The following is a 14,746-nucleotide window of genomic DNA, read 5'->3' on the forward strand; positions in this document are numbered from 1 at the left end:
TCCGCCTCGTCATGAGGTGGCCAGGATGATCGAGCGGGTCAGGTTGCACGGCCGGTCGGGGTCCAGGCCGCGACCGATGGCGAGTTCGACGGCGAGGCGCTGGGCGCGGACCAGGTCGGCGAGCGGGTCAAGAGGCGAGACCGAGGCGGTGGCACCGGTGGCGGTCACCTGCTCCAGCAGGCCGACCGGCGGCTCGCCGAAGAACCACACGACGCTGTCGGGCCCGGTGATGCTGATCGGGCCGTGCCGGTACTCCATGGCCGGGTAGGACTCGGTCCACGAGCCGGCGGCCTCGCGGAGCTTGAGTGCGGCCTCGTTGGCCAGGCCGACCGTCCAGCGGGTGCCGAGGAAGGTGAACTGGCGTGCTCCGGTGGCGCCTTCGGGCAGCGGGGCAAGCAGGGCACGCTCGGCCTGCTCGGGCAGATCGGCCGGGACGAGCCCGAGGCGTGCGCGCAGCAGGACCAGCGCCGTGGTGGCGAACCGGGTCTGCACGACGGACTTCTCGTCGGCGAACTCCAGGTCGATGACCGTGGTGGCGACGTCGCTGATCGGCGTGGCCGGGGCGCCGGTGACGGCCGTCGTCGGAGTGCCGACGGCCCGGGAGAGGGCGGCGAGCACTTCGGTCGTGGTGCCGGAGCGGCTGATGGCCAGGACACGGTCGTAGCGGCGCCCGACGGGGAACTCGGAGGCGGCGAAGGCCTCGGTCTCGCCCTGGCCCGAGCCCTCCCGCAGCGCGGCGTAGGCCTGGGCGATGTACAGGGACGTCCCGCACCCCAGGACGGCCACCCGTTCACCGGGCTCGGGCAGTCCGGGCGGAGCGAGTTCCAGGGCGCGCCGCCAGTGCGCGGGCTGGCTGGCTATCTCGTCGGCGACGTGGGTCACGGCGTCCTCCTGCAGCGGTGGGCAGTGCTTCGCGGCATGCGAATGATTGAAGCTGATTGATTTATAGCTTTGTGAGCATTAGTGCGCAAGAGTGAGCAGAGGAGTTGCAGGCTGCGAGCAGGGAGACATCGCCGTGCCGGTGACGGGCCGGAACGCGCCGAGTGCCCTGGTCGGGCGGTTCGCCGACCAGGGCACCGAAGTCCTGCCCGTGTGACAGGAGTTGTGACCCGACGGATCACGGCTGGTCACGGCTGGTCACGATGGAGCACGCCAGATCACAGCTGGTCACGACGGGCGGGTCGGGATCGCCGGCCGTGGTGGTGCTCGGCGCGGTCAGGCAGAGGGCGGACGTGCCGGCCTGGAGGAGCCGGACGGAGCCGTCAGCGCCCAGCGGGTCCTGGTCGACGGCGACGACCTCGGTGTTGCCGAGGATCTCGACGGAGGAGTTCAGGCGGTCCGCCTCGGCCGGGTGCGCGGCGAGGTAGGAGGGTTCGAACATTCGGGCGTCGGTGGAGATCACCAGCGGCGCGGCGAGCGCCCGGGTTCCGTTGGATGCTCGACCAGGTGGCCGGCGTCCTCAGCCGGCTACTGCTCGACCTCGGCGTGATCGACCATGCCCAGGCCTTCACGGCGACGCGGGCCACGCCAAGCCGTGGCTGGTCTTCGTCGCGGTCTTCCGCTGTCGCAGCAGGTCGAGCGGGGAGCTGGGGAGAGTTCGACGAGCTCCCCGACGGCAGCCCGAGGTCGGCACTCATGGGGAAGCCGGGCCGGTGGTCGGCAACGGTCGGGACGGGCGTGCAGCGGGTGCCGAGTTGAGTACGGGTACTCATGCCGCGGGTCGGATGGATCGGGCACGGTTCAGCCCGTGGAGGAGGTCGTGCGGGAGGAGGCCGGTGACGTCATGTTCCCGGGCCTCTCGGGGGTGGCACGCTCCGGCCCTCGCCGCAGGGCGTGACGGTCTGCGGCGGCTTTCCTACGCCGTGTGGCACTCAACTGGTCTACTCATGGGGGTTCTTGTGTCCATCGTCCGAGCAGGCGGCAGGTTGCCCCTCGTGGTCGGCGCAGTCGTAATGGCCACGGCAGTCGTCACGGGGTGTTCCTCCGGCCCGGGGTCCGTCGCCGACCAGCCGGCGGTGACCGCACACGGCAGCGCGACCTCCCCGGGTGCCGTCCCGACGACCGCCGTGCCGACGACTGCCGTGCCGACGCTGCAGACTTCCGGCGCCCCGGCGTTCGGCCCTCCCAGCAGCACGCCGACCGGTCCTCCGATTCCTGCCGGTCCGGTCCTGCGCGGCCTGATGCCGACCGCTGCCATGCTGCCCGCCGGGTGGACGATCAAGGGCGACGGCAACCTGACCGACACCGGCACGTACGTCCCGGACAGTCCGGGCACGCCGACGCTGCCGCAGGAACCGTGCAACCAGATGCGTCTCGCCGGAACCATTCTCTCGCAGGACCTCAAGGCCTCGGGCACGATGGAGGAGGTCTACGACGGGGAGAACATGGTCCAGGTCTACCTGGCCGCCTACCACCCCGGCGACGCGGCCAAGCTGCTCGACGAGATCCGGGCGTACACGGAGCGCTGCAAGTCCTTCACGGGGCGGACGATCGACGGCACGTCGGTGTCGCTGACCGCGACCCAGCAGCCCGTGCCGGGGCTCGGCGACGAGGCCCTCGACATGAAGAAGGTGCCTCAGGGCCCGTACCACAGCGAGGAGATCATCGTGACCCGGGTCGGCGACCGGCTGCTGTTCCTCAGCGGCGACGACATCCTGGGACGGCTGCCGCACCTCATGCAGCTGGCGGTGCCGCTCTCGAAGAGCGTCAGGTAGTCCCCCCACCCGGGTCCCTCCGGCACCCCGCACGGTGCCTCCGGTGCCCCGCCCGGACACCGGCTCCGGATGCCGACGGCACCGCCCTTGCCGGGCGGTGCCGTCGTGGCAGGAGCGGGGTGGCGCGCCTTACGACTGCGTCGGGATGTAGTCGTAGCAGTAGTCCATGACATGCGGGAAGACGTACGCGTTGTAGTAGTTCCACAACTCGGTGCCCGTTCGGGGTCCGACGATGCCGTCGATCGGCAGGCCGTCCGCGCGCTGGAAGTCCTCGACCGTGCTCTTCGTGTCCGGCCCGAAGTCGCCGTCCACGGCGATCCTGTGGCCGAGTCCGGCGAGGTTGAGGAACGCCTGGACGCACTTGACTGCCTGTCCGGACGACCCCGTCCGAAGGTAGGGGGCGGTCGGGGACGCCTGGGCCGTTCCGCCGAGGCCGATGACCACCGACAGCGACAACGCCAGACCGGCGGCGATCCGTGCTGCTGTTGCGCCTGTTCTCATGCCGTCACATCCGTTCTGCCGAGGGCGGGTATCAGCAGCTGGTGTTGGAGCTGATCATGATGCCGGTGAGGGTTCCGAGCGATCCGATGCTGTTCTGGTCGTGGCTCGCGTTGCTGAGGCACTCGTAGTCGTCGCTGCCGCCGTAGTTGATGCGAAGCCACACCGTGTCCTGGTTCCGCGTGTTGACGACGCTGAAGCCCGGGCCGTGGTAGGTGCTCTGGTAGTAGCTGGTGATGTCCCGGAACTGGGCCACGATCGTGCTGCTGGAGGGACCGGCGTAGATGCACACGTACGGGTAGGGGCAGCCGTCCTGGGAGTCGGCGTGCGCGCCCGTGGCGCCGACCAGCGACATGGCGAGCGTGGACACGCCGACGGCGGCGGTCGCCGCCAGCTTCTTGAGTGCGTTGTGCATGGTCTTCCTCTGCCTTGTGGGTATCCGTCCGCCGGGCTCGGCGGAACGGGGCCTCTTCCGGCCTTCGCGCAGCCGGCTGCGGATCAGCTGGTGGTCGGGATGAACGGCAGGCAAGAGCCGTTGGGCCCGGCGTACGGGTCGGTCCAGTCGACGTTCATCAGCTTGCTGCCCGTCCGCGGGCCGACGACGCCGTCCGCCTGGCTGCTGCCGAGGACGGCCTGCTGGAAGTTCCGCACGGCGGCGTCGGTCTGCGGGCCCCACTGGCTGTCCTCGCTGATGGTCGCCTCCCCGCTCAGCCGCAGGTAGTCGTTGACCAGGTGCTGCACGCACCACACCCCGGTGCCCGAGGTGGTGTGGCTGTAACCGAGGTAGGGGGCCGTGGTCGACGCCTGCGCGGTACCGGCCAGTGCGGCGGTGGAGAGCGTGAGGGCGACGGCTGCGACCAGGCCTCGGCCGATCGACTTCTTGATCATGGTGATTCCTTTCGACAGGGGTTTCGACAGGGGGACGGAATGTTCGTGCTACGCGCCGTACATGTGGTCGCTGGGCACCTGCCAGTAGCAGTAGCCGGGGCCGTTCCACGGGGTCCCGCTGAACTTCGGCTCCCCGTAGACCAGGATCTGGAAGCCCGTGGTCGGTCCGACGATGCCGTCCTGGTCGTAGCCCCAGTGCGCCTGGAACCAGCGGACCTCGGCCTCGGTCTTCGGACCCCACTGGCTGTCCTCGTCGAGCGACCAGTACGGGGCGCTCGCGCGGTACGCCGATCCGTTGTTGGCGAGGAAGTAGTTGATGCTGTGCTGCACGCACCACACACCGGCGCCGGAGGTGGCGTAGCCGGGTCCGATGTAGGACGCACCGGGGGCCGCACTCGCGCTGCCCGTCACACCCAGCACCGATGCACCGGCCATCGCCAGCGCCACGGCCCCCTTGCCGATCCTTGCCACCATGCTCATCGACTTCCTCCTGTTCAGCCGGGGCGCAGCCGGGCACCTGCGGGTAGCGGTAGCCGGTAAGCCCTCGACGTTCCGGACGGTTCCTGGTTCCGGTACGACGCCACGAGCCGCGCGAGGAAAGGGCGCGGCACGGCCGGACGGGAGCGCAGCTCGCCCCTGGCACGGCATCACTTCGGATGTGCGGGACCTTGATCACGGCCACCGCTGGGTTCGGAGCCTACCGATCGACGGCCTGACGCTCTGCTGGATTCCCGGTGGCCCGGATCCGTCTCACGCCATCTCACGCCATCTCACGCCATCTCACGCCATCTCACGCCGTCTCACCACGTGTCGCCGGGTGTCACCGGGTGTCCCAGCGCGGGGTGCCGGCGGTGATCGGATGCCTGTCTCAGGGGGGAAGCTGAGACGTCTCAATTCTGGGGCGGTCCGATATGTCGGGTGGCTGCCCCCACAGCCTGCTCAGGGCCCGCCGCCGATCCGGACAAGGCGCGCAGCGACCGTCGGCAGGCCGGTTGAACCCGTTCCGGGTGTGCCCCCGTCAGCACTGGTGAGGGACCGGCCTGTTCGCTCGGTCCCGATCGGTCTGCACGTCTCTCCTCGGGAGCAATCATGAAGCTCATCAAGGCCGTTGCCGCCTCCGTGGCCGCGCTCGCCGCGCTGTCCCTCGGCGCGGCGCCCGCCGGTGCGGCGGGCTCGGGCGCCCCCGGCGCGGGCAGCGGCACGGTCGGCAGCAGCCTGGGCGTGTGCAGCAGCCCGGTGTGGGGCGGCAACTACCTCTGCGGCGACGAGTACGGCGCCGGCACCGCGACGTACTACTTCCGTGACGGCCGCCAGGAGGTGTTCGTCATCGGCACCGACCACGCCGTGTGGACGCGTTGGACCGTCGACAAGTCCGGCAAGAAGAGCGGCTGGCTCTCCCTCGGCGGTGTCCTGGCGGGCCCGGTCGGCATCCTCGCCACGGACATGGGCTTCGGCAACTTCGAGGTCGGCGCGAAGGGCACCGACGGCCGCATCTGGAGCCGCGTCCGTGACACCAACGGCAACTGGACCGGGTGGGCCGCCGTCTGACCCCGTGCTTCACACCCGGGGTTTCGGGTCTCCAGCCCGGGGCCGGTTCGCCGGTACCGAGGAGTCCGAGCGGGTGCGCTCGGGCTCCTCGGTCGTTCGGGGCGACGGGCGGGACGGCGACGGGCGGGACGGTGATGGGTGGCCGGTGGCAGGCCGACGAGGTGCGTGAACAGGTTCAGGACGGGGTCACCGTGGCGGTGCCGGACGGACCTGGCGAGCCGGACGACGCGGGGGACGCCGGGGACGCCGGGGACGCAGGAGACGCCGAGGACGCCGAGGACGCCGGGGACGCCGGGGACGCGGGAGACGCCGGGGACGTGGACTTCGTGGGGCTGCCCGGAGCGGCGGGCGAAGGAGACGGGGACGCGGGCTTCGGCGCGACCTGGAGCCCGGTGACGTGGCCGTCCGCGGTGAGGAAGTACTGGAGTGCGGCGTAGCCGGGTGTGACCAGGATTCCCTGGGTCATCTTGGGCAGTTGGCTGGACCGGGCGAGTTCGGTGCCGTCCTGGGCCCTGCGCCACACGACCTGTTCGGTGGTGTACTTCTTGAGGCCCTGGAAGAACTTCACCGGGATGTCGGTCCCGATCAGGACGCGCTGGTCCCCGGGGCCGATGAGGGTCGTGAAGCTGAGCGTCGTCTGGTCCTGCGTCCACGCCACCGACAGCGCGCCGTTCGTCAGGTCGATCCCGGCCAGCTTGCCCGCTCCGGCGTCCATCGCGTAGACGCGGTTGTTCTCGGGGTCGACCGAGACCATCGACGGGATGAAGCTGTTCTTGCTGCCGCTGTCGGCGAAGGGCTGGACGTTCGCCACCTTGGTGGAGTCGCTCTGGGAGACGGCGACGACGCTCATCGGGGTCGGGGTCGGCTTCCCGCCGTTGGTCATCGCGACGACGTAATCGTTGATGACGGCCATGGCGGACGCGGCCGTCTGCCCGTCCTTGAGGTAGGGCACCGGCCCCCACGAGGGGTCGGGGGCGAAGGCGCTGTTCTGGTAGGTGTAGCGGTAGAGCTTGGTCGCTCCGGGCAGGTAGATCTCCTGCGTGTCGTTGAGCGTCGAGGTGGTGATGCGGCCGCCCATCATCTCGGGCAGCGTTACCTGGGAGATCACCTGGAGGCTCTTCGGGTCGATCGCCACCATGATCGAGGGCGGTACGGCCGTCGGGTCGGGGCAGTTGAGGAAGGCGCTGAAACCCTGCTCCGTGCACCCGGGTTGCCGGTTGACGGTCTTGGCGACGATGGTCCCGTCGGAGAGCGCGTCGTAGCCGTTGTACGCGGTGTCGCGCGGGGCCGACTGGCCGGTGGGAAGGGTGGTCCGGGCGAGGACCTTGCCGGTCTGCGGGTCGATCCGGGCGATGTGGTAACCGTAGATGACCACCAGGCTGCCGTCCGACAGGACGTTCAGGACGCCTGGGTAGTCCCATTCGTCGGTCGCGTGGGTGTTGATGAGCACCTGCCGCCAGACCTCGTTGAAGGTTCCGGGTTCCACCCGCGAGACGAACGAGCCGGAGGCGGCCGGGTCGTCGCCGTAGCCACCGCCGTAGACGTAGAGCTCGTCGGGGCCGCGGTCCACGATGTTGTACGGCGTGGCGTAGACCTGCTGCGAACTGTAGGCGTAGACCTGGTTGTTCGACGGGGCGCCCGCGAAGTGCGCGCACGCGTAGCGGTGTGTCCGGTTCGAGTCGTGGACCTCGAAGGCGGCGATGGTCGGATACCACGGAGCGTTGCCCTCCGCGGCCGCGCAGGACTGTTCGCCGGAGACGAGGGTGGGGTCGCCGACCAGCGGACCGCCCGCGGCCACCTCGTCGGCGGGCGGGGAACTGCCGTGCGAGTCGGCCGGGCGCGCTCCCGAGCCGGAGCCGGTGCCGGAGCTGGAACAGGCGGAGAGCCCGAGGAGCAGGGCCACGACGACGGCCGTCAGCCGGGGAAGGGGCAACCGGTGAGGCAAGCGGGGCTCCTCGGGTCGGATCACTGTGCCGGTGTGCGGCTCGTCCGGCACCGGGCCGCGGAACACGCTGGCAGAGCGGTCACGGTCGGCCCGGGTGACACGCCGGGCCCCTCGCTCCTGCCACCGGGCCGGTCACCCGGGCGGACCCGCCGTCGACCGCCCGGCGGCGGGCGCCGAGCCCCCGGGAACCCCGACCGACCGGTCGCCGACGCCCGGCGCACGGCCCAGACTGACAGGGGCGCCGTCCGCGAACCTCCCTCCCGGTGGCCGCGCGGCGGATCGGCCGACAGGACAGCGTGGAGAGGTGAGCGATGAGCACGGTGGTGGAGTCGATCGACGTGGACGTGCCCGTCCGCGTCGTCTACGACCAGTGGGCGACCTTCGGGGACTTCCCGAAGTTCATGGACGGCGTGGAGGAGGTCAGGCAGCTGGACGACCGCCGTGCCCACTGGCGGACCAGGATCGCCGGGCTGTCCCGGGAGTTCGAGACCGAGGTCGTCGAGCGGGTGCCCGATGAGCGGGTCGCCTGGCGCACCACCGGCGAGAGCGTGAAGCACACCGGCACGGTCGACTTCGAGCCGCTCGGAGCAGCCCGCACCCGGGTGAGGATGACCATGGTCTTCCAGCCCACCGGCCTGGCCGAGAAGGCCGCCGACAAGCTGGGCGTGCTCGGCGTCCAGGTACGCGGCGACCTGCGCCGCTTCAAGCACTTCATCGAGGACCGCGACGCGGGGGCCGGCCCCCGGCCGTCGCCCGAGGGCGGCTGACGACCGCGAATCGGCCAGGACCAGGCCTGCCCGCCCTCAGCCTGGGCGGCCTCCGCCGCCCGGTAGACATCGAGGGCGGCGACTCGGACGTGGAAGGGCCGCCGGAAGAAGCAGCCGACCGGCTCGCCGGACATCCGGCGGTCCGAACCCAGGATCATGACCCCGTCCGCGGCCCGAAACCTGCTCGTGTACGGGACCAGCCGAACGGGTGAATCTGGCGGCGGCTCTGCGCTGCGCGACCTCCTCACCCACCATGGCGTCCGCGACCGCATCGAACCCGGCCGGGAGCCGCGCTCGAACAGGCGCTCGCCGCCTGCGCACTGGGCTCCGCCGCCGTCCGCCCCGTGATCGACCAGCTGGAGGACACGCTGGACCGCGCCCGGGAGGTGCTCGAAGTGTCCCTGTTCGCCCCGGGATCGCCCGGAGGTAATCCACTTGAACACCGCATTCGAACAGCAGCATCATCGGACGCCACCCGCCCGTAACAACTCCGTCAACTCGGCTTGAGACAAGCCACCTTGCGCTTTCTCGTCGGCCGAATCCGGCGCTTCCGCACGCCCGCGCACCGCTCCGCGTCTGGAGGATACGCCGTCTGGCACGGCCCCGAGAGCGACCTGCGGCTCGGTGACGAGGGCCTGGCCGTGCGCATGGTCCCCTTCGACGAGGTACTCGACCTCAAGGTCCCGCCTTACATGCACCACTACCTGCCGCTGCTCACCGCGGCGAACGGCCAATCCACCGGGAGGACCTCGTGACCCACCTCGACCACACCGGCCGCGCGCCCGGGACGGACCCGCTGACGCTGGTCGTCGGCGTCCACCTCGTCCTGGCCGGCGACGGCGCGGTCCTGCTCGGCCGACGCCGCAACACCAGCTACGCCAACGGCCTCTGGCACCTCCCGGCCGGGCACATGGAGCGCGGCGAGCACGTCACCCGCTCCATGACCCGCGAAGCCGAGGAGGAACTCGGCATCACCATCGCCGAGGACGACCTCGAACTCGTCCACACGCTGCACCACCTCGACGCCGACGACGGGCGCAGCCGTCTCCAGCTCTTCTTCCGCCCCGCCCGCTACGGCGGGCAGGTGCGCAACGCGGAGCCGCACAAGTGCGAGGAACTGCGGTGGTGGCCGCTCGACCGGCTGCCGGCCGACATCGTGCCGTACACCGCGCACGCCCTCGCCGAGGTCACCCGCGGCAACCCGTTGTCCACCGTCGGCTGGCCGTCATGACCGCGCCGCCCTCCCCGACGACGCCGACCGGCTGCTGCGCGGCGCGGCCGGCCCCCCGACCGTCTGAAATCCTTGTTCGCTCAACCGTCTTGGAGGTAGCACTGTGGAAAGCCTTCGCCAGGCCGTGGCCGTGATCGCCCATGACCGGGGCCGGGGCCGGATCGCGACGATCCACTACGCCGCGAACCGTTGGAGCACGACCCCGGCGTGGACGATCCCTGGCGGCAAGGTCGAGGTCGGCGAGCGCCTGGACGAGGCCGCCGCCCGTGAACTGCGGGAAGAGACCGGGTTGATCGTCGACCCGGAAGGCCTGCGGCTCGTGCACACGGTCCAGGTCCGTACCGGCTGGGACGGCAAGGGCCCGTTCCTGCTGTCGGTGTTCCTCGCCACCGCCTGGCGCGGCGAGCTGACGAACACCGAGCCGGACAAGCACCTCACCGTCACCTGGTCCCCGGCCGACACGTTGCCGCTGCCGATGTTCCCGACCTCCCACGCCGCCCTCACCCTGTACCTGTCCGGGGGGCGCGGCTTCTCCGCCCACGGCTGGGACGGCAAGCCCTTCGACCCGCGGACCCTGGTCGGCGGGTGAGAGCAGGGGGGCCGACACCGTCGGCCTCCCGACGGGTCCGCGCCGGGGCGTGTCCGGGGCAGGGCCGCCGCACTAAGGTATGAGCCCGTGACAGCGACGAGCGGGGCAGTCGTCGGGGGCCGGTACCGCCTCCACGACCTCATCGGGCAAGGCGGCATGGGCCGCGTGTGGCGGGGACGGGACGAGACCCTCGGTCGGGATGTCGCCGTGAAGGAGGTGCTCCTGCCGGAGGGCGTCGCCGACGGCCACCGCGAGCAACTCCTGCGGCGCACGCTGCGCGAGGCGCTCGCCGCCGCGCGGCTCAACCATCCGGGCATCATCACCGTCCACGACGTGGTCGAGCACGAGGGCGCGCCCGTGATCGTCATGGAGTACGTGACCGGGGCCTCCCTCGCCTCGCTGCTCGACCGGGAGGGAGCCCTGCCGGTCCGGCGGGTGGCCGAGATCGGCGCCGCGATGCTCAAGGCGCTGCAGCAGGCGCACGCGGCGGGGATCGTCCACCGCGATCTCAAGCCGGACAACGTCCTGTTGATGGACGAGCGGGTCATCCTCACCGACTTCGGCATCGCGCACATGGCTGACGCGACCACCGCGCTCACCCGCACCGGCGCCGTCATCGGCACCCCCGCCTACATGGCCCCCGAGCAGCTGGAGGGCAGGCCGCCGACCTCCGCCAACGACCTGTGGTCGCTCGGTGCGACGCTCTACGCCGCGGTGGAGGGCGAGGCGCCGTTCCACGCGGAGTCGTTCACGGCGCTCTGCATCGCCGTCGTCACCCAGCCCCCGCGCCCGACCCGGCGGGCCGGTGCGCTCGCGCCGGTGCTCGCGGGGCTGCTCACCAAGGACCCGGCGCAGCGGCTGACGGCCGAACAGGCGCTCGCGGCGCTGGAGTCGGTGGCCCGGGGCGAGGTGGCTCCGCTCGTCGCCCCGCCGACGCAGGTCGACACGTCCGGGTCGGGCGGGTTCGGGTCGGGCGGGTTCGGGCCTGGCGGGTTCGGTCCGCCCCCGGTCTACCCGGCACCCGTCCCTCCGGCGCCGGTGACGCCCACGGCACCGCTGCGGTCGGTACTCGGTCCGCACCCGCACCCGCACCAGGTACCGACCGCCGAGGGCGCCCGGGTGCCGCAGCAGCAGCCCCCGCCCTACCCGCCGGCGGTGGCACCGACCGCCGTCGGCACCGACGGCACCGGTGGCACCGACGGCACGCCCGGGACCAGCCCGGCCGTCGTCCGGTTGCTGCGCTTCATCGGCAGCATGGCGCTGCTCTGGGCCGTCGGCCTGGCGCTGCCGTGGAACGACCTGTCCTACCTGCCGCCCTCCTACTATTCGCGCGTGATCGCCGCCACGGCCGTGATCTCGCTCGTGCACGCGCTGCCCCGGCCGCGTCTCCACCCGGGGCTGGTGTGGGCCCTCTTCCTGATCTTCGACGTGGCGCTGTTCTACGCCGTCATGTACGTCGACTCCATCGGGTGGATGGGCCTGCACGGCTACAGCCCGATGCCGGGCCCGATCGTCGTGAACGCGCTGATCGTCTCCACCGGCGTCTGGCTCCTCTGGTGGAAGATCCCCGGCGCCCGCCACCCCGCGTGACGCGGCGGCGGCATGCCCGCCCGGGACGCGGCTGACGGGCCGTGCACATCGGACGGCCCGTCAGTCCGCAGCCCGTCAGGGCGCCGGGTGCCGGTCAGGGGGCCAGAGCGTCCGGGCGCCGCCAGCTCACCAGGCGGGCCCCGTCCGGCGGGGCGTCCACGAGGTCCTGCCCGAAGACCCGGTTGATCGAGCTGTCCCCGTTCAGCGAGATGTCGGCGCCGTAGACGTGCAGGGAGACCGCGCGGCCGGTGCCGCCGTTCGACACCCGGTGGATGTCCTCGTCCGGCGGCACCAGGAGCTGTACCCGGCCGGGCGAGCAGGTGGTCCGGCCGGCCGGCGCGAGCACCCGGCGGCCGGAGCGGCGGAGCCGCCACAGCCGGTACGCCTCGTCCACCTCGACGCCCTCCACCACACCCGACACGCACCAGGCGACGTGGTCGTGGATCGGGGTGGACTGCCCGGGCAGCCAGGTCAGGGCCACCACGGAGTGTGTCCGTCCGGCATGCAGTAGACGCTGCGCGTAGCCGTCGGTGTCGCCGGCGCACAGGTCGTCGGGAACGATCAGTCCGGCCCGCAGGTACTTGCGCAGGGTGTCGGCGGTGAGCTGGGCGGTCAGGACGTCCGCGGCGGCGTAGCGCGCGAGGTCGGAGAGGAACTCGTCGAGGTTGGAGCCCGGTGCCACGGTCTACCGCCCCGCCCCGGTGAGCGCGCGGACCTCGAACTCCTCGAAGCGGCGCGGGTCCGACTCCTCGTCGCGACGGCGGCGGCCGCCGGCCAGGGAGCCTAGGACCGCGGCCGCGAACCCGACCGGGATCGAGATGACGCCCGGATTCTGCAGCGGGATCGGCGCGGTGGTGGTGCAGGAGATCAGCGCCGTGGCGTTGCCGACCTGCTTGCTGGCCGCCGGCACCCCGCAGTCCTTCGCCTGGGCGGCCGTCAGTTTCACGGCGTGGACCGTACTGCTCGCGCCGCCCCAGCAGATCGGGGAGAGCAGCACCAGGCCGATCGCGCTGACCAGGCCCGCGTAGATGCCGCACTTGGCGCCGAAGGTGGTGAAGCGCCGCCAGAACAGGGTCAGCAGGATCGCCGGCAGGTTGGCCGAGGCCGCGATGGCGAAGGCCAGGGCCACCAGGAACGCCACGTTGAGGTCCCTGGCGAAGATCGACAGGGCGACCGCGACCGCGCCGATGACCACGGCGGCGACCTTCGCCGTGACCAGCTCCTGCCGCTCCGTGGCCCGGCCCTTGCGGATGACACTGGCGTACAGGTCATGGGCGAACGACGACGAGGAGGTCAGGGTGAGCCCGGCGACGACCGCCAGGATGGTGGCGAACGCGACCGCCGCGATGAAGGCGAGCATCAGGGAGCCGCCGGTGGTGCCCGCGCCGCCGCCGAGGTGCTCGGCCAGCAGGGTGGCGGCGGTGTTGCCGGAGGGGTCCTTCTCCTTGATCGTCGCCGTGCCGACCAGCGCGGCCGCGCCGAAGCCGAGCACCAGGGTCATCAGGTAGAACACCCCGATGATGCCGATCGACCAGTTCACCGACTTGCGTGCGTCACGCCCGGTCGGGACGGTGTAGAAGCGGACCAGCACGTGCGGCAGCGCCGCGGTGCCCAGCACCAGGGCGGTGCCGAGGCTGACCAGGTCGAGCTTCGACCAGCCGTCGGTCGCCCCGTACTTCAGGCCGGGCTGGAGGAAGGCGTCGCCCTTCTTGGACGCCGCCGCGGCGTCCCCGAGCAGGTGGCTGATGTTGAACCCGTACTTCGCCAGCACCCACACGGTCATCGTCGCCGCGCCGGCGATCAGCAGCACCGCCTTGACGATCTGCACCCAGGTGGTGCCCTTCATCCCGCCGACCACGACGTAGACGATCATCAGGGCGCCGACCCCGGCGATGGTCCAGATCTGCGCGGCGCTGCCCTTGACGTCGAGCAGCTGCCCCACGATCGTCGCCGCGCCGACCATCTGCGCGATCAGGTAGAAGATCGAGACCACGATGGTCGACACGCCCGCTGCGGTGCGCATCGGCCCGCTGCGCAGCCGCGCGGCCAGCACGTCGGCCATGGTGAACCGGCCGGTGTTGCGCAGCAGTTCGGCGACCAGCAGCAGCGCGACCAGCCAGGCGACCAGGAAGCCGATCGAGTAGAGGAAGCCGTCGTACCCGGAGAGCGCGATGATCCCGGCGATGCCGAGGAAGGAGGCCGCGGACAGGTAGTCGCCCGAGATCGCGATGCCGTTCTGCAGCGCGGAGAACTCGCCGCCGCCGGTGTAGAAGCCGCCGGTGCCCCGGGTGCTCCGCCGCGCCCAGAGGGTGATGACGAGGGTCACCGCCACCAGGGCGACGAACAGGCCGATCGTCAGGGCCTTGTTCGATGCCGACTGCGCCGTCGTCGCGGCGAGCGGAAGGTGCTGTGTCATGCCTGGTTCTCCGTCGGTTCCTGGTCGCCGCCGTGGCCGGCCGGGGCCGGGGCTGTCGGGTGGGACACCGCCACGCTCCGCAGGGCCGCGGCCAGCGGGTCCAGCCGCCGGGCGGCGAACCGGCCGTAGGCCAGGGCGATGCCGAAGGTCGAGACGAACTGCAGCAGTCCGAAGACCAGGGCCACGTTGACGTTCCCGACGACCTTCGTCGCCATGAGGTCGCGGGCATAGGCCGAGCAGAGCACGTACGCCAGGAACCAGAGCAGGAAGGCCGCCGTCACCGGGAACACGAACGTGCGGTAGGCGGCGCGCAGTTCGGTGAATCGCGGATCGTCGCCGATCCAGGGCGCGTCGCGGCCCGACGACACGGTGGGGTCCATCATGGGAATCCTTCTGAGCGGTGCGGAACTTGCCGATGGCCCGACCGTAGAAGTGCGCGGTAGACAAGCGATCAACGAGCGACCGGCGGCGGAAACCGGCGATCCGCGACCGGCAACCGGCAACGGCCCGGCCCACCGGGGCGGACGCGGCGAGTGCCGCCTCCGCCCCGGTGGCCGTCC

Annotated in this window: 18 protein-coding genes; 8 read left to right on the forward strand and 10 right to left on the reverse strand. The window is 71.5% G+C overall.

The genetic code is table 11. The features are described from left to right. Nucleotides 1–9: 9 nt before the first annotated feature. On the reverse strand, nt 10–882 hold the full coding sequence (locus ACZ52J_RS27490) for an SIS domain-containing protein (protein ID WP_465622512.1): 873 nt from the start codon (nt 880–882) through the stop codon (nt 10–12). A gap of 91 nt (nt 883–973) precedes the next feature. On the opposite strand from ACZ52J_RS27490, the gene ACZ52J_RS27495 reads away from it, so the two are divergent. Then, on the forward strand, nt 974–1,096 hold the full coding sequence (locus ACZ52J_RS27495) for a hypothetical protein (RefSeq protein WP_465622513.1): 123 nt from the start codon (nt 974–976) through the stop codon (nt 1,094–1,096). 21 nt (nt 1,097–1,117) lie between these two features. Here ACZ52J_RS27495 and ACZ52J_RS27500 read toward each other — a convergent pair whose 3' ends face one another. After that, complete coding sequence (locus tag ACZ52J_RS27500; protein ID WP_465622514.1) at nt 1,118–1,381, reverse strand: hypothetical protein; 264 nt, start codon at nt 1,379–1,381, stop codon at nt 1,118–1,120. A gap of 799 nt (nt 1,382–2,180) precedes the next feature. On the opposite strand from ACZ52J_RS27500, the gene ACZ52J_RS27505 reads away from it, so the two are divergent. Then, nucleotides 2,181–2,714, forward strand: coding sequence for a hypothetical protein (locus tag ACZ52J_RS27505; protein WP_465622515.1), 534 nt, complete (start codon nt 2,181–2,183; stop codon nt 2,712–2,714). Nucleotides 2,715–2,843: 129 nt separating this feature from the next. On the opposite strand, the gene ACZ52J_RS27510 is transcribed toward ACZ52J_RS27505, so the two are convergent. The 4 genes from ACZ52J_RS27510 to ACZ52J_RS27525 form a co-directional block, all read right to left on the reverse strand. Then, complete coding sequence (locus ACZ52J_RS27510; protein ID WP_465622517.1) at nt 2,844–3,215, reverse strand: peptidoglycan-binding domain-containing protein; 372 nt, start codon at nt 3,213–3,215, stop codon at nt 2,844–2,846. 31 nt (nt 3,216–3,246) lie between these two features. Next, on the reverse strand, nt 3,247–3,627 hold the full coding sequence (locus tag ACZ52J_RS27515; RefSeq protein ID WP_465622518.1) for a hypothetical protein: 381 nt from the start codon (nt 3,625–3,627) through the stop codon (nt 3,247–3,249). Between the two features lie 83 nt (nt 3,628–3,710). Next, nucleotides 3,711–4,100: a peptidoglycan-binding domain-containing protein gene (locus tag ACZ52J_RS27520; RefSeq protein WP_465622520.1), complete on the reverse strand. Its 390-nt coding sequence runs from the start codon at nt 4,098–4,100 to the stop codon at nt 3,711–3,713. A gap of 48 nt (nt 4,101–4,148) precedes the next feature. Further along, on the reverse strand, nt 4,149–4,580 hold the full coding sequence (locus tag ACZ52J_RS27525) for a peptidoglycan-binding domain-containing protein (protein ID WP_360504391.1): 432 nt from the start codon (nt 4,578–4,580) through the stop codon (nt 4,149–4,151). A gap of 609 nt (nt 4,581–5,189) precedes the next feature. On the opposite strand from ACZ52J_RS27525, the gene ACZ52J_RS27530 reads away from it, so the two are divergent. Beyond that, nucleotides 5,190–5,648 carry a DUF8189 domain-containing protein gene (locus ACZ52J_RS27530; protein ID WP_465622521.1) on the forward strand — a complete coding sequence of 153 codons (459 nt, stop codon included), beginning with the start codon at nt 5,190–5,192 and terminating at the stop codon, nt 5,646–5,648. 175 nt (nt 5,649–5,823) lie between these two features. On the opposite strand, the gene ACZ52J_RS27535 is transcribed toward ACZ52J_RS27530, so the two are convergent. Further along, nucleotides 5,824–7,593, reverse strand: coding sequence for a hypothetical protein (locus tag ACZ52J_RS27535; protein WP_465622523.1), 1,770 nt, complete (start codon nt 7,591–7,593; stop codon nt 5,824–5,826). Between the two features lie 311 nt (nt 7,594–7,904). On the opposite strand from ACZ52J_RS27535, the gene ACZ52J_RS27540 reads away from it, so the two are divergent. The 5 genes from ACZ52J_RS27540 to ACZ52J_RS27560 all read left to right on the forward strand — a co-directional run bounded on the left by ACZ52J_RS27540 (nt 7,905) and on the right by ACZ52J_RS27560 (nt 11,770). Next, nucleotides 7,905–8,360 (forward strand): SRPBCC family protein, encoded by a 456-nt coding sequence (locus ACZ52J_RS27540; protein WP_465622524.1) that lies wholly within the window; start codon nt 7,905–7,907, stop codon nt 8,358–8,360. A gap of 518 nt (nt 8,361–8,878) precedes the next feature. Next, nucleotides 8,879–9,115 (forward strand): hypothetical protein, encoded by a 237-nt coding sequence (locus ACZ52J_RS27545; RefSeq protein WP_465622525.1) that lies wholly within the window; start codon nt 8,879–8,881, stop codon nt 9,113–9,115. Then, complete coding sequence (locus tag ACZ52J_RS27550; protein ID WP_465622526.1) at nt 9,112–9,591, forward strand: NUDIX hydrolase; 480 nt, start codon at nt 9,112–9,114, stop codon at nt 9,589–9,591. The genes ACZ52J_RS27545 and ACZ52J_RS27550 overlap by 4 nt, the downstream gene beginning before the upstream one ends. A 103-nt stretch (nt 9,592–9,694) precedes the next feature. Next, complete coding sequence (locus ACZ52J_RS27555; protein WP_465622528.1) at nt 9,695–10,180, forward strand: NUDIX domain-containing protein; 486 nt, start codon at nt 9,695–9,697, stop codon at nt 10,178–10,180. Between the two features lie 87 nt (nt 10,181–10,267). Further along, nucleotides 10,268–11,770 carry a serine/threonine-protein kinase gene (locus tag ACZ52J_RS27560; RefSeq protein ID WP_465622529.1) on the forward strand — a complete coding sequence of 501 codons (1,503 nt, stop codon included), beginning with the start codon at nt 10,268–10,270 and terminating at the stop codon, nt 11,768–11,770. Nucleotides 11,771–11,864: 94 nt separating this feature from the next. On the opposite strand, the gene ACZ52J_RS27565 is transcribed toward ACZ52J_RS27560, so the two are convergent. Genes ACZ52J_RS27565 through ACZ52J_RS27575 form a run of 3 tightly spaced genes read right to left on the reverse strand, consistent with a single transcriptional unit; the run spans nt 11,865 to nt 14,569 of the window. Continuing rightward, a complete protein-coding gene (locus ACZ52J_RS27565; RefSeq protein ID WP_465622531.1) occupies nt 11,865–12,452 on the reverse strand; it encodes a cysteine dioxygenase family protein in 588 nt (195 codons plus the stop codon). A gap of 3 nt (nt 12,453–12,455) precedes the next feature. Further along, nucleotides 12,456–14,186: a solute symporter family protein gene (locus ACZ52J_RS27570; protein WP_465622532.1), complete on the reverse strand. Its 1,731-nt coding sequence runs from the start codon at nt 14,184–14,186 to the stop codon at nt 12,456–12,458. Further along, nucleotides 14,183–14,569, reverse strand: coding sequence for a DUF485 domain-containing protein (locus ACZ52J_RS27575; RefSeq protein ID WP_465622533.1), 387 nt, complete (start codon nt 14,567–14,569; stop codon nt 14,183–14,185). The genes ACZ52J_RS27570 and ACZ52J_RS27575 overlap by 4 nt, the downstream gene beginning before the upstream one ends. Nucleotides 14,570–14,746: the final 177 nt, after the last annotated feature.

Source organism: Kitasatospora sp. NPDC034035, assembly GCF_055575755.1.